22 protein-coding genes and 1 tRNA gene are annotated in these 21,962 nt (G+C 68.8%); 9 read left to right on the top strand and 14 right to left on the bottom strand.

Annotation, left to right across the window (positions count from 1 at the left end; all coding sequences use genetic code 11):
• Position 1: 1 nt before the first annotated feature.
• Together QWU11_RS10820 and QWU11_RS10815 are read right to left on the bottom strand one after the other, a co-directional pair.
• Positions 2–1,009 (bottom strand): GlxA family transcriptional regulator, encoded by a 1,008-nt coding sequence (locus QWU11_RS10820; protein ID WP_290104997.1) that lies wholly within the window; start codon positions 1,007–1,009, stop codon positions 2–4.
• Between the two features lie 51 nt (positions 1,010–1,060).
• A complete protein-coding gene (locus tag QWU11_RS10815) occupies positions 1,061–2,260 on the bottom strand; it encodes a YbfB/YjiJ family MFS transporter (protein ID WP_290104996.1) in 1,200 nt (399 codons plus the stop codon).
• A gap of 341 nt (positions 2,261–2,601) precedes the next feature.
• Here QWU11_RS10815 and QWU11_RS10810 point away from each other — a divergent pair, with 341 nt between their 5' ends.
• Both QWU11_RS10810 and QWU11_RS10805 read left to right on the top strand, forming a co-directional pair.
• Positions 2,602–4,923 (top strand): hypothetical protein, encoded by a 2,322-nt coding sequence (locus QWU11_RS10810; protein WP_290104994.1) that lies wholly within the window; start codon positions 2,602–2,604, stop codon positions 4,921–4,923.
• Positions 4,910–5,143 (top strand): hypothetical protein, encoded by a 234-nt coding sequence (locus QWU11_RS10805; protein WP_290104993.1) that lies wholly within the window; start codon positions 4,910–4,912, stop codon positions 5,141–5,143. The genes QWU11_RS10810 and QWU11_RS10805 overlap by 14 nt, the downstream gene beginning before the upstream one ends.
• Before the next feature lie 28 nt (positions 5,144–5,171).
• Here the strand turns inward: QWU11_RS10805 and QWU11_RS10800 are convergent, their stop codons facing one another.
• From QWU11_RS10800 to QWU11_RS10780, 5 genes are read right to left on the bottom strand one after another with little or no spacing between them, the layout of a single operon-like run.
• On the bottom strand, positions 5,172–6,356 hold the full coding sequence (locus QWU11_RS10800; RefSeq protein ID WP_290104992.1) for an ABC transporter permease: 1,185 nt from the start codon (positions 6,354–6,356) through the stop codon (positions 5,172–5,174).
• Complete coding sequence (locus QWU11_RS10795) at positions 6,353–7,024, bottom strand: ABC transporter ATP-binding protein (protein WP_290104991.1); 672 nt, start codon at positions 7,022–7,024, stop codon at positions 6,353–6,355. Before QWU11_RS10795 ends, QWU11_RS10800 begins: the two co-directional genes overlap by 4 nt.
• Positions 7,021–8,106 carry a peptidoglycan-binding domain-containing protein gene (locus QWU11_RS10790; protein ID WP_290104990.1) on the bottom strand — a complete coding sequence of 362 codons (1,086 nt, stop codon included), beginning with the start codon at positions 8,104–8,106 and terminating at the stop codon, positions 7,021–7,023. The genes QWU11_RS10795 and QWU11_RS10790 overlap by 4 nt, the downstream gene beginning before the upstream one ends.
• Before the next feature lie 3 nt (positions 8,107–8,109).
• Positions 8,110–8,622: a hypothetical protein gene (locus QWU11_RS10785; protein ID WP_290104989.1), complete on the bottom strand. Its 513-nt coding sequence runs from the start codon at positions 8,620–8,622 to the stop codon at positions 8,110–8,112.
• Positions 8,623–8,657: 35 nt separating this feature from the next.
• Complete coding sequence (locus tag QWU11_RS10780) at positions 8,658–10,097, bottom strand: HAMP domain-containing sensor histidine kinase (protein WP_290104988.1); 1,440 nt, start codon at positions 10,095–10,097, stop codon at positions 8,658–8,660.
• 78 nt (positions 10,098–10,175) lie between these two features.
• Here QWU11_RS10780 and QWU11_RS10775 point away from each other — a divergent pair, with 78 nt between their 5' ends.
• Complete coding sequence (locus QWU11_RS10775) at positions 10,176–10,868, top strand: response regulator transcription factor (protein WP_354670829.1); 693 nt, start codon at positions 10,176–10,178, stop codon at positions 10,866–10,868.
• Between the two features lie 110 nt (positions 10,869–10,978).
• Here QWU11_RS10775 and QWU11_RS10770 read toward each other — a convergent pair whose 3' ends face one another.
• The 4 genes from QWU11_RS10770 to QWU11_RS10755 all read right to left on the bottom strand — a co-directional run bounded on the left by QWU11_RS10770 (position 10,979) and on the right by QWU11_RS10755 (position 13,895).
• Positions 10,979–11,350, bottom strand: a complete 372-nt coding sequence (locus QWU11_RS10770; protein ID WP_290104987.1) for a GatB/YqeY domain-containing protein — start codon at positions 11,348–11,350, stop codon at positions 10,979–10,981.
• Positions 11,351–11,657: 307 nt separating this feature from the next.
• A complete protein-coding gene (locus tag QWU11_RS10765; protein ID WP_290104986.1) occupies positions 11,658–12,269 on the bottom strand; it encodes a hypothetical protein in 612 nt (203 codons plus the stop codon).
• 710 nt (positions 12,270–12,979) lie between these two features.
• Positions 12,980–13,052: transfer RNA gene (locus QWU11_RS10760), tRNA-Arg, on the bottom strand.
• A gap of 63 nt (positions 13,053–13,115) precedes the next feature.
• The gene (locus QWU11_RS10755) at positions 13,116–13,895 is read right to left on the bottom strand and encodes a GntR family transcriptional regulator (RefSeq protein WP_290104985.1); all 780 of its coding nucleotides are present in this window, start codon (positions 13,893–13,895) and stop codon (positions 13,116–13,118) included.
• A 178-nt stretch (positions 13,896–14,073) separates the two neighbouring features.
• Here QWU11_RS10755 and QWU11_RS10750 point away from each other — a divergent pair, with 178 nt between their 5' ends.
• Positions 14,074–15,189 carry a glycerophosphodiester phosphodiesterase gene (locus tag QWU11_RS10750; RefSeq protein ID WP_290104984.1) on the top strand — a complete coding sequence of 372 codons (1,116 nt, stop codon included), beginning with the start codon at positions 14,074–14,076 and terminating at the stop codon, positions 15,187–15,189.
• Positions 15,190–15,417: 228 nt separating this feature from the next.
• Entirely contained in the window at positions 15,418–16,620 is a 1,203-nt protein-coding gene (locus QWU11_RS10745) for a sigma factor (RefSeq protein ID WP_290104983.1), read from the top strand.
• On the opposite strand, the gene QWU11_RS10740 is transcribed toward QWU11_RS10745, so the two are convergent.
• Positions 16,621–17,403: a hypothetical protein gene (locus QWU11_RS10740; RefSeq protein WP_290104982.1), complete on the bottom strand. Its 783-nt coding sequence runs from the start codon at positions 17,401–17,403 to the stop codon at positions 16,621–16,623.
• Positions 17,404–17,528: 125 nt separating this feature from the next.
• On the bottom strand, positions 17,529–17,759 hold the full coding sequence (locus QWU11_RS10735) for a hypothetical protein (RefSeq protein ID WP_290104981.1): 231 nt from the start codon (positions 17,757–17,759) through the stop codon (positions 17,529–17,531).
• Positions 17,760–18,059: 300 nt separating this feature from the next.
• Between QWU11_RS10735 and QWU11_RS10730 the strand changes: the two genes are divergently transcribed.
• From QWU11_RS10730 to QWU11_RS10720, 3 genes are all read left to right on the top strand, one after another.
• Entirely contained in the window at positions 18,060–18,830 is a 771-nt protein-coding gene (locus QWU11_RS10730; RefSeq protein WP_290104980.1) for a GntR family transcriptional regulator, read from the top strand.
• Positions 18,831–18,860: 30 nt separating this feature from the next.
• Positions 18,861–19,418 (top strand): GNAT family N-acetyltransferase, encoded by a 558-nt coding sequence (locus QWU11_RS10725; RefSeq protein WP_290104979.1) that lies wholly within the window; start codon positions 18,861–18,863, stop codon positions 19,416–19,418.
• Positions 19,419–19,572: 154 nt separating this feature from the next.
• On the top strand, positions 19,573–19,896 hold the full coding sequence (locus QWU11_RS10720; RefSeq protein WP_290104978.1) for a DUF6292 family protein: 324 nt from the start codon (positions 19,573–19,575) through the stop codon (positions 19,894–19,896).
• Between the two features lie 92 nt (positions 19,897–19,988).
• Here QWU11_RS10720 and QWU11_RS10715 read toward each other — a convergent pair whose 3' ends face one another.
• A complete protein-coding gene (locus QWU11_RS10715; RefSeq protein ID WP_290104977.1) occupies positions 19,989–20,612 on the bottom strand; it encodes a hypothetical protein in 624 nt (207 codons plus the stop codon).
• A gap of 526 nt (positions 20,613–21,138) precedes the next feature.
• On the opposite strand from QWU11_RS10715, the gene QWU11_RS10710 reads away from it, so the two are divergent.
• Positions 21,139–21,960: a cyanophycinase gene (locus tag QWU11_RS10710; RefSeq protein ID WP_290104976.1), complete on the top strand. Its 822-nt coding sequence runs from the start codon at positions 21,139–21,141 to the stop codon at positions 21,958–21,960.
• Positions 21,961–21,962 lie beyond the last annotated feature (2 nt).

Here is a 21,962-nt window from a genome sequence, read left to right as displayed (position 1 = left end):
GTCAGGCGGGCGCCGGAACGTCCTCTTCCGCTCCGGTGGTGCGGAAGCTCGCCCGGAAGGTGCCCGGTGTGACGCCCAGATTCCGGACGAACGCCCGGCGCAACGACTCGGCGGAGCCGAAGCCCGTACGGCGCGCGACCACGGCCATCGGGTCGTCGCCGCTCTCCAGCAGCGCCTGCGCGGCTTCGAGGCGAACCTGTTCGACATAGCGGGCCGGGGTCGTACCGATCTCCTCGGAGAAGAGGCGGGTCATGTGGCGGGCGCTGACGCCGGCTCTGCGTGCCATGGCGGCCAGCGTGTGGTTGTCGTCGGGGTTCTCGGCGACGGCGTCGAGCACGCGGCGGAGCATCTCCTGCCGCGGGTGCGAGGCACGCGCGCGGACGCTGAACTGGGACTGCCCGCCGGGCCGTTGCATGAACACGACCATCTCCTTGGCCACCGCACGGGCCACCTCGGCCCCGTAGTGCTCCTCGACGAGCGCCAGAGAGAGGTCGATGCCGGCGCTGGCCCCGGCCGACGTCATGATCCTGCCGTCCTGGACGAAGATCGCGTCCGGCTCGACATGGACGCCGGGGAAGCGCAGCGCGAGTTGCCGTACGTGCCGCCAGTGCGTCGCCGCCCGGCGGCCGTCCAGCAGACCGGCCGCCGCCAGGAGGAACGCGCCCGTGCACACCGACGCCGTACGATCCGCGGTCCCGTCCAGCTTTCGTACGGTCTCCAGCAGCTCGTCGTCCTTGATCAGCGTGTCCCACTCCGGGCCGCCGGGGACGATCAGGATGTCACCGGCGTCCTGCACGTCGTCGACGGACATGTCGGCGCTGAGGCGGGTCCCCGACGAGGTCGTCACCTCGGCTCCGTCGGCGGAGACCATCCGCAGCCGGTAGTGGGCGCCGAACTCGTTCGCCGCCGCGAACACGTCGACCGGGCCGGTCACGCTCATCAGCCGCACCCCCGGGTAGATGAAGATCGTCACCGTGAGTGTCGCCGTACCGGCTGGTCTGTGTGTCATCGCTCCCTCAGGGCCGTGGCCTGCCATTCGATGGTAGGTGAGCCGGTGAGCTCAGGCCGCCGGCGGGTGCTCGCGCTGGGCCAGTGCGGCGCCTGCGGAGAGGGCGAGCAGGAGGACCGACAGCCACAGGCCGTGGGAGATACCGCCCGCGGAGTCCGACAGGAGGCCGGACAGCAAGGGGCCGATGGCCTGGCCGACGCTGAAGGCCACGGTCAGCAGGGCGATCCCGGACGTCCAGGCGTACGAGGGCAGCACGCGGCGGGCGTTGACGGTGACGGCGGTCGGGCCGGCCATGAAGGCACCCCCGAAGATCACCGCCGACGAGATGGCCGCCCCCATGCCGTGCCACAGCAGGACCGGCAGGACGCCGATCAGGACGACCACCGACACCAGGACGTAGGCCAGGCCGCCGCGGAGCCGCCCGATCACCCGTCCCCACACGAGCAGGGTGCCGGCCGCCGACGCGGCGCCCAGGACGATGAAGAACGCGGCGACGCTCCAGGTCTTCATGCCCTGGTTGTGCAGCAGGGCGACGATGAAGGTCATGTACGACACGTAGCCGGCGCCGAACAGGACGTACCAGCCGAAGGTCGGCGCGAGAAACGTCAGCCTGGGCCGCGGACCGGCCGCGAGGCCCGCGGCCTGCTCCGGAACGCGCCGCGACGCCCAGACGGCCGGCCCGGTGGCGAGCAGGGCGAGGACTCCCAGCAGAACCCAGCCCTCGTGCCAGCCGGAGACGCCCCACGCGGTGAGAGCGGCGGGGATGACGACACCGGAGGCCGCCACGCCCATGCCGACCCCGGCCATGTAGAGGGCCACGAGGACCGCGGACCGGGGGCCGTCCTTGGGCACGCGCGTGGCCAGCGCCGACCCGATGACGAAGGTGACCGCGGTGCTGATCCCTCCGACGAACCGGAAGATCCCCAGAGCCGCGAACTCACCCGTCACCCCGGAGGCGAGCAGTGCGACGGCGCTGACCACCATGCCCCAGGCGAAGGCCGCGCGGGCACCGAACCGCCGCGCCCACCAGGCGGCGGTGGCCGCCCCGATGATGTACCCGGCCGCGTTGGCGGTGTTCATCCCGCCGGCGGCGGCGTAGTTCCACCCCAGCTGGTCACGCATGGAGGGCAGCAGCAGCGCGTATGCGAAACGGGTGAACCCGAGCGCCACGACGGGCCCTGCCGCGAGTCCGAGCGCGACCAGGTAGGGCGATGTCGTCTTCGGCGGCGCGGTCGTGAGGGGTGAGGTCATCGCGCACTCTCCGGCGGAGTGTGGATGCTTCGCATGGGTGCCTCTTCCGAACGATGCGGGCGTTGAAGCAGGCGCGCTCAGCACCTACTTGGGAGTCCAACAACCCGGCCACCCGCCCGATCGGGGCTTATGTGGACGTGAAGACCACAGATCAGGCCATGACCCGCTGCCACAGCCGCGCTGTACCGGTGTGGGCCGAACGACGAGACCGGGATCGACCGTGACCTCATGACCGGTCACCTCCGTCGATGGGTCGGTACGGTCGCCGTGACGTGGCGGAAACCACCCCTCGCCACTCCCGGAACAAGTGAGACAGAAGCTTCCGCTCTACGCTACTGATCATGCGCGAAGGTCTGCTGAGCCGGGCATGTCCCACCGTCGCGTCCCCGGCGACCTCGAGTCGGCCGACCGACGATACGCGGAAGACATCGCTGGAGGAGGATGGCTTGGCTCATGATTTCGACGGGTGGCGTGAATCCGTCCGGTGCCGCATCGGTGGCGACACCATGTGCGTGCAGGCCGCGCCCGGCCGCGTGATCACCGGTTCCGATGGTCTCGTGCGATTCACCCCGGACGGAGCCGGCCGTTCTCTACCTGAGCTGAATCGGCTGATCGGTGATGTGAAGGAATTCGGTCGGCAACTGCCTGGCGATGAGTTCCAGGTGTGTCTGATCATGATCAGCGAATTGATACGGCGGCTGTTCCCGGGGGGCGTCCACCGAAACTCGTGGGCCGATGACCTGCTGATCGGATCGGCTGTCGGACGACGACACCTGAACGTGCCCGCGGACCAATGGGGAGAGGCCACCTCATGGCGCACGTTGACCCATCAGGTGCCCGCCGGCGGAACGGTAATCGTCGTGCTCGGGCGACCAGGTGGCCACCGGCACGCCGTCGCGCTCATCGACACGGTCGAGGGTGTGCAGATTATCGACCCTCGTTCGGCCGACGACGTGGAGGTGGCTCCCGCGCCCCGGCCGGATGAGGTCGAGACCGCCATGCCCGCACTCATCGGCGCGCGTGCCCTGACCATCGGCCCTGACGGTGTCATCGGGCAACCGCGCGAACCTCTCCCCGGTGGCCGGTCGGGCTCGGTCGTAGATGCCCTCACCGATCCCTTCGACCCTCGTATCGCCGGGATCATCAATCTGAGTCGTGTCGCCGCGCTCTGGCGCAAAGACTGGATCCCGCCTTTCCAGCGCAACGGTAAACTGCCTCCGGGGGAATATCGCGCGTCGTGGTCCACCGTCGCGCGGCGATTCGGTGGGACGCCGCATCGAAACGCCCTACTCGCGGGATTGCACGCGGCGGCGACGAACCTGTACTACGCCGGCCTGATGCATCTGTGGCTCGACGGGAGTTTCGTCACCGCGAAAAATCATCCGAATGACTACGACGGCGCTTGGGAGCCTCGCGGTGTCAACCTGGCCGCGGTCGATCCCGTGTTGCGAGACCCGGAGGATCTCAGAACCGGCCGTGAAGAGCAGAAGGCAAAATATGGTGGCGAGTTGCTGGTGGACTCCAACGGCACACTCCGCAAATTCTTCCAGCGAGACAGGACGGGGGGCCGGAAGGGAGTCGTTCGCCTCGATCTGAGAACGCTGCCGCCCCTTCCGTCCCGGAGGGTCGCCGCGCAGCCTCCTCCGCCGGTGGCACACCCGCAGTTCGTACCCATGCCGGTGATACATCCGCAGGTCGTGCCCATGCCGGTGGTGGTACATCCGCAGGTGGTGCATATGCCGGTCGCCCATCCGCAGGTCGTTTGGGCGCCGGCCGTCGTCGTGCCCGCTCCGCGCTGGCAGAGGCGGGGCTGGGTTCCAGGTGCGGCACGTGGAGACGATCCGGTGGCGTTGCGGTGGCCGGTGGGTCATCCGATCGTGGTCGAGGTCACCGAGCGTGGTTCGTGGTTCGACTGGCGGCGGCGCTTGTCGGGCGAGGCGATGCCATCGCTGGTGACGCGGGAGCTGCACGACGATCCACTCGATGCCCCCGATCGGCCGGGGAAGGCCGCCGCGCCTTCTTGGCTGTTCGAGCGTTCGTTCTCCCCGGCACAGGCCGCCGGAATGCCTGCCCTGGGGGCCTCCCAAGGGTCCTTCGGGTACGTGGTCGATGCCACCGGTGGGATTGTTCTGCCGGACGGGGTACGGATATCGGTGACCGGGTGGAGGAGGCACGGTTCCGACTTCGTCAACGTCGACGAAACATCACGCGTGGTGGTGTTGCGTGCCGACAGCGGCTGGGTCGGGCTCGTTGCCAATGGCGATGTCCTGGTCCAAGCGCTGAGGCGGCGCCACACGGGAACCGAGCTGCCCGCCTATCGAACGCACATCCACAACGACGCGCTGTACCTGACCCCACAAGAGGGAGTCGAGTCGGTTCGCGTCGGCCCGCTACGCGCCCTGCGCGACGCCGACGAGATTCCGGTCAGATCCATCGAGCCCGAGAGAATGCCCGTGCCCCGCGTGCGGCATGGAATCGACTGGCTCCAGTCGGCAGCGGCGGTCGAAACGATCGGGCCGCACATCGACGTCGGACACGACGGCCTCGAATGGCTTTCCAGCGCGAACTGCGTCGTAGACGCCGATGGTCGCCGGTCATGCATCGAGGTCACCGTGATGGTGCCGGCGAACTGGCTACCCGAGGTGTCTCATGATTCAAAATGATGACGAGCATCAGTCCACGCTACGGCAGCGGGAACTGCTCGCCAGGGGACTTGACCGGTTGGTTCGCGACGACAAGATGCCGGCAGGCGCCGGGGGCGAATTCGACCCGCACGACCAGGACGCCTATGTGCTGGAACTTCAGCGCGCCTCCATCGAGGGCCAGCTGGCCGCGTTGAACGCCGACCTGTCCGACTACGAGCGGCGAGGTGATCAGACGTAGGAGCCGGACGCCCAGCGTTCCGACCACGTCATCTGGCCAGGGCTTGGGTGGGGGAAAGGCGGGCGGCGCGGGCGGCCGGGTACAGGCCGGCGAGGGTGCCGATGATCAACGTGCCGGCCAGGCCGAGGGGCAGGGCCGTGGCCGGGATGACGGCCTCCAGGTGTTTGTACTGGGCGTAGCCGACCGTGACCAAGGTGCCGAGGGCACAGCCGGCAAGGCCGCCGAGAAGTGCCAGGACCAGGGACTCTCCGATGAACTGGCCCGCGATGTGCCGCCGGGCCGCCCCCAGGGCACGCCGCAGGCCGATCTCGCTTCGGCGTTCGAGCACCGAGATGACCATGACGTTCGCGATGCCGATCGCGCCGACCAGGACGGCCACGGCGCCGAGGCCGAGCAACAGGCTGTTGATGGTCTTCTTGGCGGCGAGCCGGGCGCTCAAGGCGGCCGAGGGCTGGCTGACACTGACCAGGTCCGGATGGGCGGGACTGGCCGCGGCGGCGAGGGTCTTGGCGGCCTCCCCGACATGGGACGGGTCCGTACGCAGGTAGACGGTGGAGGCCGAGCCGTCGATCCGGAAGGAACGCTCGGCCTCGGCGAAGCCGATGAGGGCGGAGCGGTCGATGTCGGGGGCCAGTTCGATGGGGGCGAGGACGCCGACGACCGTGAAGGTCCGGTCGCCGACGCGTACCGCGGTGTCGGGGCGCAGGGTGGTGATGCCGAGGCGCTGGGCGGCCACCGCGCCGAGGACGGTGACGGGGTAGTTGCTGGTGGCGGCGTTGAGGAACACTCCCTGGGCGACGCGGCCGCGCAGGGCGGAGGGCAGGTTGGGGCGGGCCGCCTTGATGCTGATGCCGCCGGTGATGATGGAGCCGATGCGCTCGTTGCGCAGGACCGTGCCCGAGACCGGGGCGATGCCGGACACCTGCTGGACGTACGGGGCCTTGGTGAGGGTCTGTTCGGCGGACAGCGGGAGGGTGGACTGGTCGCCGGTGAGGCTCTGGCCGGGCTGGACGGTGAGCAGGTTGGTGCCGAGCCGGTCGAGTTCGTGCTGGAGGCCGGCCGCGCTGGACTCGGAGATGCCCAGGACGCAGACGATGGCGGCGATGCCGATGGCGATGCCGAGGACGGAGAGGGCGGCCCGGAGCTTACGGGCGCCGATGCCGAGGAGCGAGACGCGGACCAGGTCGGCGGGGGCGAGTCGGCTGGTTCTCATGTCGGCTCCGGGTGGATGCGGCCGTCGCGGATGTGGATCTCACGGTCCATGGCTGCGGCGACGCTGGGGTCGTGGGTGATGACGATGAGAGTGGTCCGGTCGTCGTGCAGTTCGCCGAGAAGTTCGAGGACGGCGGCGCCGTTCGCGGTGTCGAGGGCGCCGGTGGGCTCGTCGGCCAGTACGAGGGCGGGCCGGCCGACGAGGGCGCGGGCGATGGCGACGCGCTGGCGTTCGCCGCCGGACAGCTGGGGCGGGCGGTGCCCGGCCCGGCTGCCGAGGCCGACCCGGTCCAGGACCTCGGCGGCCCGGCGGCGGCGTTCGCGCAGCGGGGTGGCGGTGTAGAGGAGGCCGTCGGCGACGTTGTCCAGCGCCGTGCGGTAGTCGAGCAGGAAGAACTGCTGGAACACGAAGCCGATGGTGGCGGCGCGCAGCCCGGCGAGCCGGCGGTCGGTCAACGCGGCGGTGTCCTGGCCGTTCACGACGAGCGTGCCGGAGGTCGGGCGGTCGAGGATGCCGATGAGGTTGAGCAGCGTGGACTTGCCGGAGCCGGACGGGCCGACGATCGCCACCTGCTCGTCGCGTTCGATGGTCAGGTCGATGCCGTGCAGCACCTCGACCGGCCCCGGATAGGTCTTGTGCACGTCGTGGAGCTCGATGACCGGGCTCACTGCGGGACCACCACCCGGAGGCCCTCGCTGATGCCCGGGCCGGAGATCTCCACCTGGCCGGTGCCCGCGCCGTCGGTGGCGAACATGCCGGTCTTGACCGCGACCCGCCCGCCACCCGCGACGTCCACGGCGTACCCGCCGGTGGAGAGGGTGACGAGCGCGGTGACCGGAACGGCGAGGACGTTCCGCGCGCGCTGACGAGTGAAGTCGACGGTGACCGGGGCCTGGTCCAGGCCGCCGGTGGCCTTCGGCTTCGTGAGCCGTACGGTCACCGCGACCTTGGCGTCGTCACCGGAACCGGAACCGCCCTCCTCCGAGCTGGAGGAACTGGTCGCGGTGGTGCCGACCCGGGTGATCACGCCGGGCGTCTCGGTGCCGTCGGGCAGTCCGACGGTGACCTTGTCCCCGGCGTGCGCGAGGTCGCTGTCCGCGGGCAGCTTCACGGTCGCGATGCGGGTGGTGCCGGTGATGTCGACGAGCTTGGCGCCCGGTCCGACCCGGTCACCGGGCTTGGCGTGCTGGGTGCCGATCCGGACGGCGCCCGGCAGGAACACCAGGTCGGCCAGCGTGACCTGCCCTGTCCTGGTCTGCCCGTGCGCCTTCTGCCAGCGCTCGACGGCCGTCGCGGTCGCGGCGGAGAAGTGATCGTCGATGGTCATGCCGCGGTACGGGTCGTACCCCAGGGTGCGCAGGTTCCGCTCCAGTTGCTTGACGTCCTTGCCGGCCGAGACGCCCAGGGCGAGGGTGCGCGACAGCGGAACGGTGCCGTAGAAGAGCCGGACCGGGTGCAGGCCGACGCCGTACAGCGCCTGATCACGGGTGACGGTGGCGCCCTCGGCGGACTCGGCGGTGAGGATGCCGGCCGCCGACGACTGGAGCGTACGGGCCCCGGCGAAGCCGAGCGTGCCCTGCTCCTGGTCGGTCTCGACGAGGTCGGTACGGGTGACCGTGGCGGTCGTGGTGCCGGCCGACGGGGTGGAGGAGGCCGTGGCGGAGGGCCCGGACCCGGCGGTCCACAGGGCGCCGGCGGCGATGGCGGCGAGGCCGCCCACGGCGGTGAGAAAGATCCAGAGGCGCTTCATGGGCTAGTCGCTCTTCGGCTGGGGCGTGACGCCGCAGGCTCGCATCGCCTTGTCGATGGCTTGCTTGTTCAGCCCCTTCCCGAGGCGGATCTTCTGGTCCCCGCTCCCGGTCGGCGGGGACGGGTCCGGGAAGTTCGGCACACCGTGCTGCCGGACGCAGGCCGCCACCTTGAGCGCCTTGTCGTACCCGGCACTGGGGTCCTCGTTCTCGTGGGTGAGGACGCCGTCCATGTACTTGCCGCAGATCTTCATGACCTTCTGCACGATCGGACTCTGCTTCGTGAGGCCGGGCGGCGGGCTGATGTCGATGTCGCCGTCCGAGCCCACCTTGGGATCGGCGACGTTGGGGATGCCGTTCTTGCGGGCGCATTCGACGAACTGGCGGGCCTTGGCCTCCTTGGCGGCCGTGCTGAGCGTCGGAGAGCTGGACACCGCCGGCCCGGAACCACCCGAGCCGCAGGCGGTGGCGGCGCCGGCCACCAGCACGGCGGCGGTGGTCAGATGAAGGATTCGCATGCCGGTGAGCCTCGGATGCGGGGCTCGGGACGGGCTCAGCTTTCGGTCAGAATCCAGTCAGACTCCCGTACGGATGGCAGCTCGACCCGGAACCGCGCACCCTCTCCGGGCGTACTGACGACCTCGATCGTGCCACCGTGGGCGGCCACGATCGAGGCGACGATCGCCAGGCCCAGTCCCGAGCCGTCGCCGTAGAAGCGGTCGAAGACGCGCGCGGCCCGTACGGCGTCCATGCCCGGCCCCTCGTCCGCCACCTCGATCACGCCCGGCGCGACGGTGACCGTGATCGGCGTGCCCGGCGGGGTGTGCCGGCAGGCGTTGGACAGCAGGTTCGCGGCGACCTGCCGGAGCCGGTTCTCCTCGCCGTGCACGTACACGCCGGCGGTGGCCTCCAGCTCGATGGTCCGGTCCGGAGCCGCGAGCCGGGCGTCGTCCACCGCGTCGGCGGCGATCGTCGCGAGATCGACCCGCGTCGGGCGCAGCCGACGGCCCTCGTCCAGCTCCGCGAGCAGCAGCAGCTCTTCCACCAGCCAGGTCATCCGGGCCGCCTCGGCCTCGATCCGGCTCATCGCCCGGGCCAGGTCCTCCGGCCGGTCCCGGGCCCCGCTGCGGAAGAGCTCGGCGTACCCGCGGATGGAGGTGAGCGGCGTGGCCAGTTCGTGCGAGGCGTCGCCGAGGAACCGCCGCATCCGCTGTTCGGACTCCACGAGCCGGCCGACGTACCGCTGGATGTCGGCGAGCATGGCGTTCAGCGCCAGCCCGACCCGGCCCACCTCGGTCCTGGGGTTCTTGTCGGGCACCCGACGGGTGAGGTCGCCGCCGGAGATGGCGTCGGCGGTGGCCGCGATCCGGGCGAGCGGGCGTGCGGTGAGACGTGCCACGACCAGCGCGAGCCCGGCTCCGATCACCACGATGATCGTGCCGAGGACGAACTCGACGACGGTGAGCTGTTGCAGGAACTCATCCACCGGGGCGGTCCGGATCGCCAGTGTCACCGACACCGGGGTGTCGCCCTCGTTCATGGTCATCGTCAGCGTCCGGTAGTCACCCTGGTCCTTCATGGCGACTCGGTCCCTTGGGACGCCGACGGGGCGCGGGGCGGAGAGTTCCGGCCGGTCCACCCTCACCTTGGAGGCGAGCGCCTGGCGGTCGAGCAGGGTGCCGTTCTCGCTGCGGACCTCGATGACCAGGCCGGGCGGGAAGGCCGCCATGTCGGGAGACTTCCGCGGGAGGATGCCCACGACGCCGGGATCCACCTTCTGCCGGGCTGGGAGCTCGAAGAGCCGGTCCAGGTCGTGCTGGTCCTTGTCGGTGGCGAGGACCTGCCTCACGACGCTCGCCACCACCGCCAGCTGCTGGTCGAGCTGGTTCTCCAGGTTGCCCCTCATCAGCCTGCTGATGCCCACGCCGAAGGCGGCGAGGCCGAGGACGAGCAGGCCGACGAGTCCGGCGAGAATGCGCAACCGTAGCGACATACCCCCATGGTCGCTTCACCGGCTCATAATCCAGTCAGAAAAGGTGCGGCAGTCCCGTGATCGGGTCACGATGGCCGGGTGGTGACATCTTCGGCGCGGGTGCTCGTGGTGGACGACGAGGAGAACATCCGCGACCTGGTCGCGACCGGCCTGCGCTACCAGGGCTATGAGGTGGCGACGGCGGCGGACGGCCGGTCGGCGCTGGCCCGGGCGGAGGCGTTCCGCCCGGACCTCATCGTGCTGGACGTCTCGCTGCCCGACATCGACGGCTTCCGGGTGTGCGACCGGCTACAGGCTCTCGGCCAGGCGCCGCCGATCATCTTCCTGACCGCACGCCGTACGTTGGAGGACAAGCTCACCGGCCTTTCCTCCGGCGGCGACGACTACATCACCAAGCCGTTCAGCCTGCAGGAACTCCACGCTCGCGTACGGGTGGTGCTGCGCCGTACCCGGGCCGCGCCGGACGCGCCGCGCCGGCTGCGGGTCGGCGACCTCGAACTCGACGTCGACACGTGCACGGTCCGGCGCGCGGACGACCAGGTCACCCTCACGCCGACCGAGTTCCGGCTGCTGCGCTGCCTGATGGAGCACGCGGGCCAGGTGCTGTCCAAGGAACAGCTTCTCGACCTGGTCTGGAACTACGACTTCGACGGCAACGCGCAGGTCGTCGAGACGTACGTCTACTACCTCCGCAAGAAGCTCGACCGGACCGGCCCGCCGATGATCCACACGGTCCGCGGCTTCGGCTACGCGTTGCGCGCCGGGTCGTAGTGATTGCCGGTACCGGGATGGTCAGGGAGCCGCGCCGGATCCGAACCGAGGCCGAGACTCTGATTCTCACCGTTCGGAAAGCCTGGATGACCGAAGCGTACGCGTGCTCGTCACAGGTGGGATGAGAGCACCCTTACTTCAGCACGCAGGGCTTCGGCGCGCTCCGGCCGCCCCGCACGGTCGTAGTCCAGCGCGGCGGCCTCACGCTCCGCCACTTCGGAACGTACGATCTGGGCGATGTCCTCGTCGGACAGAGCACGCCGCTCGACCTCGGCGACACCGATACCGACGGGAGACGACTCGATCGCCGAAGACCCGTTTCCCGCTGCGACGTCGACGGCCTCCGCGTTGTCGATGGCGGCCAGCGTCGAGCGCAAGACGGTGACGGCGACGCGATCGCGTCTCTTCATCGCGACGACGAGCGCGTCGCGCAACCGGCGGCGCAAGGGGGGAGGCTGGGCCTGAGCCGCATCGTTCGACACGGCCGTGACCTTACCTGGCTCGCCCGCCGCGTCCCCACCGAATATTGGCCGCGGTCGTGCCGGTGGCGCGTACTGCGAGCTGGTGCGGCTGAGGGTCCCCGCCGGAGGCTTGGAGATCATGAAGGGTGCTGCGCGCGGCCGGTGCTGACGAGCTTCTTCATGGCCCTCGGCTAAGCCTGGCCGCAGATTAGGTCCCGGTGGAGCCGTGACCACCCTCGTGCAGAGTCAGGGAGGCTGCCGTCCTGCCGTGCTGGATGCCCCGGTATCGACCGCGCACCGCATGACCCTAGCGAGCGGCACGGACATCTCACGGTTCCCGGTCCGCATTTCGTCCGGACGGGCGGCCCAGCCGGGGTTCGATGAGTGTGAAGAGCCGGATGCGGATCAGTGACGGCTCCGCCTCGGTCAGGCCGCTGCGGACCCACACCGCGTGCATGGTCAGGCGGATCAATCGGCGGGCTGCGTGGAAGCAGAGCGCCGCCAGCGGAAGCTCGCAGCCCAGCGCGGTCACGACACTGAGCGGGAACTCGTCCGAACCCCAGGACAACATGACGTCGAACCACGCGTCGCAGACCAGCAGCGTGGAGGTGATGAGCATGCCGACGATCGCCACCTGCCGCCTGCCCAGAATCGCCAGCGCGCTACCGGCCAACGCCGCCAGCAGGGCGATGTCGAAGCCCGTCCACGTCGCGGACCACTGACCGGCCGTGTAGTGCCCGGGCAGTGTGAAGGCCAGATAAACGATCCAGGGAACCAACCACACACACGACCCGACCGTCAGCGCGATGAAGAGCCGGCGCCTCTTGCGGCGACCCGGATCAGCCAGCGGATCTTCCTCGGCCAGCTCGATCAGTTCCCGCATCAACGCAGCGCGCTCGTGCGGCTCCATGAGCCGCAGGTCCTCCGTACTCCACTCCATCGGGCCGGCTCCACATCCCCCGTAGCATCAGCGCCTGGTCACCCTGTTTACCCTCTCCGCAGCCAGGGCTCCAAGCCACCCGTTCCCTGTCGCTGCGTGGGAGGTTCGCAGTGGCGCCCCGTCCAGGGGGTCGCTCCGCATGGAAGAGGCCCTTATGCGGTCAGACGAGGTCGGCGAGGTCCTCGAAGGCGCGCTGTGTCGCATGATCAGGCCACGGCCTGCCGTCAGACGCGGCACTGGATGCCCCAGGGTCGGCCGGTCGCCGCCGAGGCAGCGCTCATGGATGTGGGAGTACGCGACATCGTTGCCGATGAGGAGCTCACCGGTGACGGTCACCGGCACCTTGCGGCTTATGATGCCCTCCTGTTGTCCCCCGAGACGATCCTCCGGTGTGAAGAGCAGATGCACCGTCTGGCCCGGGCCACCGACGTTTCGTTACGACGGCTGGAAGGTCACGCTCACCGCTGGCGAGGAACGCGCTATCGGTACACCGGGAGCAAGACCCGCCCGCGTGACCGCCGACGAGCGGATCCGCGCCGAACTCCACGCCGCAGTTCCGTTCGCGGTCCGGTTATGACAAGTACTTGGCGTGGTCGCGGCTCGAGTGGATCAAGCCTTGGGAAGCTCCCGATGACACTGCAGTCCCCGTCAGCGGGTCCCATTGCCGTCAAAAAGGGCCTACCTCGTTATCGAGGTAGGCCCTTGACCTGCGCAGCCGGAGGGATTCGAACCCCCAACCTTCTGATCCGTAGTCAGATGCTCTATCCGTTGAGCTACGGCTGCTGGCTCGGACGAGTGTACCGGGACTCCACAGCACTGCGCGAATCGGTCGTCAGACCGTCGCGATCACGGCATGTCCGTGAGGTCGACGTTCAGCAGGAACTCGTTTCGGTCTGCCGCGAAGACGCTGACGGTGAGTCGGAACGGCCGAGCCTCAGTGTCCCTCGCGGTCCGGTACGTCTGGAAGACCGGGACGCTGCCGTTCGCCGGGAGATCGAAGAAGGCGACCTCGTTGACGTCAGGGGCCCGTACGGTGATCCGGTCGGTGTAGGACGCCTGCTTGATCCCCAGCGCCCCCTCGATGTACCTGACGGTGCCTTCCTCGATGTCGTCGGCGGAAAGCAACCGCGTGGCACCCCTGGCAACGAAGTCGACCGGATAGTACGACGTCTGCAAGGACCAGGGCGTGTCGTCGATGTACCGCTGCTGGTGCCGGCTGATGACCTCGGCGTCGACCGCGAGCCCCAGCTCCTCGGCGATCCGGCCCTTCGCCTTGTGGATCTCCACCTTCGGCGAGCCGGCCCTGGCGACGCGGTTCTGCGCCTGGACCTCCGCGATGTACGCCGCGCCCTCGCCTCCGCCGAAGCCCGTCTCCGAGTCGGGCGTGAGCGTGATCTCGAACGGCACGGGCTTGGAGATCACTGTGGTCCCGCGGCCCGGCTGTGTGTCCACAAGGCCAAGATCCTTCAGCCATCGGACGGCTTCTCTGATCGTGTTCCGCGAAGCCTTGTAGTCCACCGTCAGCTGCGACTCGGGCGGGACGAGCGACCCAGGAGACAGCTCACCGGTCTCGATCTTTAGTCGCAGTTCTTCGGCGATCCTCTGGTAAAGCGGCCTTTCCGCCACGGTTCCCCCAACACGGCGCAGACGAAATGGATAGGCCGGGCGGCCGGAGGGCAGGATGCAAGACGTCACAGGCGCCAACCACATGGCCGGTTCCGGACCTACCTCCCTTAAGGATCAGGTCTCCTATTCGTCACTCAAGCGACATAGCCTCCGCACGTCCCGAACCAGGAGGTAGCTCATGTCACTGTCCCGACGCTTGCTTGCCGGCGGGGTCGCGCTCGCGGCGGTCGGTTCCGCCCTCGTCGCTTCCACCACGGTGAGCGGCGCCGCCTCGGCGCCGGAGCGCCCGAGCACGCGGTTGCCGATCGTGATCGCTCACCGGGGCGCCAGCGAGTACCGTCCCGAGGAGTCCAGGCACGCCTACGAGCTCGCCATCGAGATGGGCGCCGACTACATAGAGCCGGACGTCGTGACCACCAAGGACCACGTCCTGGTCGCGCGGCACGACAACTGGCTGAACGACACGACGGACGTGGCGAACCACCCGGAGTTCGCGAGTCTCAAGACGACCAAGACCATCGACGGCGTGCAGCGCACCGACTGGTTCACCGAGGACTTCACCTTCGCCCAGCTCCGTACGCTGCGGCTCAAGGAGCGGCTGCCGGACCTGCGGGCGGGCAGCTCGGCGTTCGACGGGGTCGACCCGATCGCCAGCCTCGACGAGGTGCTGGAGATCGCACGCGACCACCACGTGGGCGTTTACCCCGAGACCAAGCACCCGACCTACTTCCGGAGCATCGGGCTGCCCCTGGAGGACGAACTGCTCAAGGATCTCGGCCAGTACGGGTTCAAGGGCCGGAACGACAAGGTCTTCATCCAGTCCTTCGAGACCTCGAACCTCCAGGCGCTCAGTAAGAGGACGAGCATCAAGCTGATCCAGCTCATCGACGCGCAGGGCGCCCCGTACGACTTCGTGGCAGGCCACGACCCGCGCACGTACAGCGATCTCCTCACGCCCGCCGGGCTGAAGTGGGTCGCGAAGTACGCGTACGGCATCGGCCCGGCCCTTACCCGGATCATTCCGGTGGACGCCACCAACCACGCGCAACAGCCCACGACGCTGGTCCGTGACTCCCACCGCGCCGGGCTCGCCGTGCACCCCTGGACCGTACGGCCGGAGAACTACTTCCTGCCGGTGGAGTACCAGGAGGGCAACCCGAGCTCGCCGAACTTCCCCCGCGCCGAGGGCGACGCATCACGGCTCCTCGAGGCGTTCTACAAGCTGGGCGTCGACGGCATCTTCTCCGACGACTCGGCCTTGGCGGTCTCGACTCGTACGCGCGTGTTCGAGTGACGTCCAGAGCCGATCACCGTACGGCGAAGGTTCTATAACGTCCGCCGTCAAATGATGCCCCGTGCGCACCCGCACGGGGCATCGTCGTCCTTACCTGCACCGTCACCGGACGTACCAAAACCCGCAGCCGGACATGTCGCGCCATTCGCTTCATTTACGGTGAGGTGCCCCGAACCCCTAGGGTCAGGGGGTAAGCAGGACGCGCTGGTCAATTCGTGGAGCACGTACATGGCAAGGTGGTCACGCTACGCCCCCGACGCCGATCGACGTCTCGTCAAGGGACTGCACGACGGTGACGACGACGTACTCGCCACTCTTTACGACGTCTACGCCGAGCGCCTGTACGACTACTGCATGGCGCTCCTGGACGATTCCCGCGCCGCCGCGGACGTCATCCACGACACGTTCGTCGACGCCTCGCGCCGGTCGCCGCGAATGCGTGACCGCGCGAAACTGCGCGCCTGGCTGTACGCCGCCGCGCGCCGGCGGTGCATGCAGCGCAAACTCCAGCACGAGGCGGCCGAGGGCGACCCGCTCGCCGGCCTCGACTTCCTGCAGCGCGAGGCACTGTTCCTCGCCCTGCGGCACGACCTGACCGGCGAGGACCTCGCCACGACGCTCGGCGTCTCCCTCCGCAGGTCGGAGGCGCGCCTGAAGCGGGCGCAGGACCAGGTCCCGGAGGCCGAGGAGTTCCTGGACAAGGCGGCCGCCCCAGTGATCCCGGCCGCGCTCCGCCACCGCGTGCAGCACACCGGGACCGATCCGGAGCTGGCCGGGTACCGCGCCGAGATCGCCGCCCGCGGGGGCGCGCTGACCCCCGAGGGCATGCCCCGCCAGCCGGACGCCCCCTCGCACCTGGCCCGGCGCTGGGCGTTCACGAGCGCCGGCCTGCTCACCGCTCTGGCGACCGCGCTCGTGGCCCTCATGCTGATGGACCCGAACCTTCCGGTGCCGAGCATCGAGTGGCCCGGCGGCCGGCCGCACACCTCCACGCCGCCCTCGGCGCACACTCGCCGGCAGGGCGCGCAGGACCCCGAGCCGGGCGGCGGCCGTGACCAGCAGCGGCCGACGACCGCGCCGCAGTCGGTCAACTCCCCCACTCCGACGCCGACGCACTCGCGGCGGCCGGGGCCGCGTACGGGCGCGCTGGCGGTCAGCCCCACCTCGATCCGCTTCCGCGACCACACGACGATGGCGGCCATCATCCTCACCGCCGAGGGCGGCCCGGTCACCTGGACCGCCGCCACCTCGTCTCCGCAGGTCACCCTGATGAACGCCGGGGGCACCATCCGCGCGCACGGCCACGTGACGGTCCAGGTCACGCTCAACCGCGGGCTGCTCACCCTGCCCGGCACCGCCACCATCACGGTGAGCGGGGGTACGGGCCCGGTGGTCCCGGTGGGCGTCGCCTGGGACATCTCGGTGCTGTGATCACGCCCCCGCCGCGGCGGGCCCGACGGCGTGCGGCCAGGCGTTCAGCGCCGGGCGTACGGTGCCGGGCGGGAAGTGCACCCAGGCGCGTGCCTCGGTCTCCTTGAGCGACACGCTGATCGCGTCGTACAGGTCCGGGTCGATCAACCCGGGGCCGTGCCGGATCACGTCCTCGTACAGCCGGTCGGACACCACGAACCCGAGCTCGCAGGGCGTCGCGGCGAACGCGGACTTGAAGGCCGGCGCCTCCAGCAGCCGGAAGGCGTGGACGAGCGTCTGCCCGGCCACCCCGTACGCGTCGAAGTGGACGTGGCCGGCGTGCAGCGCCATGCGCAACCGGATCTGCGCCGCCTCGCTGGACAGCTTGTTGTGCCGCCGCAGCCCGGCGCGTACGCGCTCGGCCAGGGGTGAGATGAGCAGTTCGGTGGAGATGTGGGCGGGGACGACGACGAGGACACCGTCACCCCGGTCTTCGCGGTGACACGCCCGCCAGGGGGCACCGACGGAGCCGAAGGCCCGCTCGATGATCCGGTAGAGCGCGTCGCGTACGTAGAGCTGCACGTCGTCGTCCCGCCGCCGGTCCCCGAACCCGACGACGTCGAAGGCCAGCACCGCGCACTGCCGCAGCCGGTCATCGACGGTCGGCGCGGCGACGCGGCGATGGAGCCGCGTGGACAGCCGGCGGCCGAACGCCTTGCCCACGTCGGCGAGCGCGGCGGCGTGTGAGTAAGAGGCGGACCGGGCCCCGCCGACCTCCCCGTATGTGCTGTAGGGAGCGTCCATTGTGATCGGATCCTCCGCTCGGGTCGCGGTCGCCCCCGGGGACCGCTCGATTGGGCTCGCTCGCCCTCACGACCGGCGACGCCGCCGATCGTGAGGGCCCCTTCGAGGAACGTACGGCGTGCCGGTCAGGCGGCGTGCTCGTGGTCCAGCGCGGACGGCTGCCGTTCGGGCTGCGGCCGCCGGACGTAGACGCCCGCCCACCGCCGCGCCCGAGCCGAACGCTGGTCCGGCGCCGTCGCGGTCAGCGGGTCCCGGCCGCTGAACCTGATGAACTCCCAGAGCGTTTCCACGACCGCGCCGAAGACCACGACCGCGACGACCAACAGGATGAGACTTACCGGGTTGAACCAGTGCACGAGCTTCCCCTCTCGCTCGTCACCGCACCTTGTGTGCGGGTTCTTCTCCGCCCCCTGACGTGGCCTTCAAGCCCCCGAAGGATCTGAAGGCCGGTGACGCCCGGCCGAACACGCACCGGTCGCCTGACACGATGATCGTTTCTGGTATGATCTGACTCATCCCAACCAGTTATCTGATACCCCATGAACCAGTATCTTTAACCTCATTTGGATGAGTTAGCGTGTCTGTACCGTTCTAGTGAGTGACCCCAACCGGCTGAGGGGGATACATTCGCCTCAGCGTCGGCCTGAGAGGTGATCATGGCGACGTTCAAGTGGCGCACGATCGCGGACGACCTCATCAAGAAGATCGAGGCTGGAGAGCTCACCCCTGGAACTCAGTTGCCGACCGAACTCGAGTTGCAGGACGAGTACCACGCCTCGCGCAACACGGTCCGCGACGCACTCAAGTGGCTGATCCAACGGCAGCTCGTCGTCACCCATGCCGGACGTGGCACCTTCGTGACCAGGGATATCACGCCCTACAAGGTCGAACTGTCGCCGCCACGCGGTGTTGGCCCGGGCGGAGACGAGGGCAGCGCCTACGTCGCCGCCGCCAAGATCCAGGGCCGTCGTCCGAGCGTCTCCGACCCTCGTGTGGAGATCCGCAAGGCGTCCGCGTCGATGGCCGAGTGGCTCCACGTCGAGGAGGGCGCTCGCGTCGTCAGCCGTCACCAGCAACGGTTCATCGACGACGAGCCCTGGTCGCTGCAAACGTCGTTCTATCCCATGGATTTCGTCACGAGGGGCGCCGACCGCCTCGTGGACGCCGTCGACGTCGAAGAAGGCGTGGTCAAATACCTGGAGCAGGAGCTCGGGCTGGTCCAGGCGGGCTATCAGGACCAGATCACCGTACGACCGCCTGACCGGGATGAGTCACTCTTCTTCGACCTACCGGAGACGGCGGCCGTCACACTGATCGAGCTGTCTCGTACGGCCTACGCCACAAGCGGTGAGCCGCTCCGCTTCACGGTCACCGTCTACCCGGCGGACCGCAACATGCTGAACTACAAGATCGGTGAAGTGCCCTAGAACACCTTTCCCATAAAGCACTCGGATCCCATGAACACCAATTTCACCATTCGTCGCGCGACGCCGGGCGAACACTCCCTTGTGATCGATCTGATCGAAGAGGCCTCAGACTGGTTGCGAGCCAAGAAAACCGACCAATGGGCCGACCCGTGGCCGACGAGGAACGACCGCGACGCACGCGTCCTCGCCGGCCTCGAACGCGGTGAGACCTGGCTGGTCTGGGACGGGCGGGCGCCGGCGGCCACGATGACGATCTGTCAGGAGCCGATCCCGCACGTATGGGGAAAGAGTGGCAGGGGCGACGCCGTCTACGTGCACCGACTCGTCGTCGGCCGGGCGTACGCCGGTCATGATCTCGGTGGAGTCATGATCGATTGGGCCGTCCAGCGCGAGCTGCGGACGCGTCCGGTGGAGTGGGTGCGCGTCGACGTCTGGACCACCAATGAGGGCCTGCACGCTTATTACAGGAGACAGGGCTTCATCCGGTGCGGAACCTGCGCCGACCCGAAGTACCCGTCCGGAGCACTCTTTCAAAAGAGTGCGGACACAGCGCCGAAGACCGACACATCTTTCCTCGAGGAGACATAGCCAGCGCCCGAATCAGGTCGCGGTGATCATCTCTTTTTGAAGCATAATTCGTGGCAAGCCCCCAGAAAGGTGCCTTGCCGTTATGGATCATCGCGAACCATCGCCTCATCGGGTTCCCCGCGTCAACGTCACCAGGAACTACGTGATGTGGAGCGTGCGCGCTCTCGTCCTGCAGGGACTGGCCGTCGACCGGAGCTGGCTCGACCCCAGCGATCCGCGCGACGCCACGGTCGTACTCGCCGACTCCCGTGCCCTCGTCTGGGACGAGTCGGCCGGCTGGCGCATCGGTCTCTTCCGGTCAGGATCTCCAGGTGTGCGCACCGCTCTCGACGGTGCCGTACATCTCGGCGGCGGTCCGCTGCCCGACCCGGACGAACTCGGGCTGCGGGCCGGCTCCGGCATCTCGGAGGTCGGACGCCGGTACCGCTCGTACACGGCCGCGGACGGGTTCGGCGAGGCGCTTTTCGCCTACCGATGAGGGCGGCTACCGCCCGCGCCGGATGGCGCGGGCGGTGACCGGCCCAGTCGTGGAGGAATCGTGAGGGGCTAGGCCTGTGGCGGGGGGACGGATCAGGCGAGGCCACCGGGGAGCGCTACGAGGTCCGCGCCGCCCCCACTGGCCCGGCGCAGGGTCGCCGGGGCCATCCGCCGCTCTTCCTGGTTGCGCACGAAGCCGTGGTACTGGATGCCTTTGGCGTTCACGCGTACGGGCTGGAACTCTTCGGGGTCGAGCGAGCAGAAGCCGGTGCGGACGACGTCTTGGTAGAGGGTCTGGGAGACGATGAGCGCGAGGTCGCGCTCCTGCTGGTCGGTGAGGAGCTTGCGCAGGGGTTTGGCGTCCAGCAGCCGGCTGACCACGATCGGCGCGTCGCCGGCGGGGCCGAAGGGGCCCGGTGTCAGCGTGCCGTGGTGCATCGCGACCCGCAGCCGCAGGGGCGTGTCGGTGACCGCCCGCCGGTTGAACTCCGCGAGCATGGTCTCGAGCTGGCACGTGAAGTCGCCGACCACCACGGAGACGTCCACGTCCTCGGGCAGGACCACCAGCTCACCGTCGCCGCTGACCTGTTCGTACCATTCGCGCTGGTCAAGACCGGTGTTCTGGGCGGCGACGTTGAGGATGCGCTGGAGCTCCTTCTGCGCCCTCAACTGCTCGCGTGCGTCCCGCGTGCTGTACTTCTCGACATCGACCGCCACCACAAGGCGATACATAAGCCGACCATTGCCAAAACCGTTGGTATACGACATGGACACCTCCAAAACGAACTGGGCCGTCCGCCCTCATTCGCTCCACTTCGGAGTGAGTGTGCCTCTCAGAGGTTGACCATGGCGTCTGTTTTTCTCCTACGCCCCCCGCGCCTCCCGTGCGTCATGACGAAACGTGCGCCTCTTAGACGTAGGAAGCCGCAGGTCGGTTCAGGGGTAAGGCCGATCGGTGCACGGAAGTAAGGCGGTCGTCGCCTCCCGGACAGCGCGGAGGACGTCGACGCTGTACGCCACAGCCGAGATTCCCTCCGGTATCAGCAGTCGCGGCAAACCCGTTCCGGCCCCATGTTCACCGTAAGAAAATCAGCTCTGGATTATAAATACCCTCCGGTATGTCACAGGTTTCTTTATGCGAACATCAGATGCGAATGACCGCCCGAGCCACGACAATTGATCAAGAAGACCGAGCTGTCACAACCGGCGACTACTTGGCGTGACAATCGGGTAGCTAGCTGTCGTGACCGACATAACGGAGGGGAACGGCACCGGCCGGCTCCTGGTCATCGGTGGCAGGGAGAACCGCACCTGCGGCACCGGGCCGCTCGAGGAGTTCGTGGCCCTCTCCGGCGCACAGCGGTCGCGCATCGTGGTGGTGACCACGGCGACAGGTGTACCCGAAGAGGTCACCGCCGAGTACTCCCTGGTGTTCGGCCGCCTCGGCGTCTCGTCGATCACTGAGCTGCGCCTCATCGGCCGTACGACCGCCGACGACCCGGCGTCGCTCACCATGCTCGAACAGGCGACCGGCGTGCTCATCAGCGGCGGCGACCAGTCGCGGCTCAGCATGCTCGTCGGTTCCAAGACCAACGTCCTCCTGCACCACCGGCTCCATTGCGACGGACTGGTGATCGCCGGCACGAGCGCGGGCGCCACCGCGCTGGGCCGCTGGATGATCCTCGGTGGTGACGGGCGGACGGTAACGACGTCGTCGGTACGGATCGGGCCGGGGCTGGACCTGCTCGGCAACGTGCTGATCGACATGCACTTCGCCGAACGGGGCCGGCTGCCCCGGCTTCTCAGCGGGATCGCCCTCGACGTGCAGTACCTCGGCGTCGGGATCGACGAGGACACCGCGATCGTGGTCGACGGCGACCATTTCGAGGTGATCGGCAGTGGTGTCGTCACCGTCGTGGACGCCGACCGGGCCACGGTCGCCCATGCCGCGAACAACCCGATGGCCCTGTTCGACGTCCGTCTGCATCTCCTTCCGGCCGGCTGCTGTTTCGACCTGGAGCAGCGCAAACCGTGGTTCGGCCCAACACGGGAAGAAGAGGAGTAAGC

It is taken from the genome of Actinomadura sp. DC4, from assembly GCF_030406325.1.
Taxonomy (GTDB): Bacteria; Actinomycetota; Actinomycetes; order Streptosporangiales; family Streptosporangiaceae; genus Actinoallomurus.
Note: the sequence above shows the minus strand (reverse complement) of the source record. Positions and strands in the feature narration are given on the sequence as shown.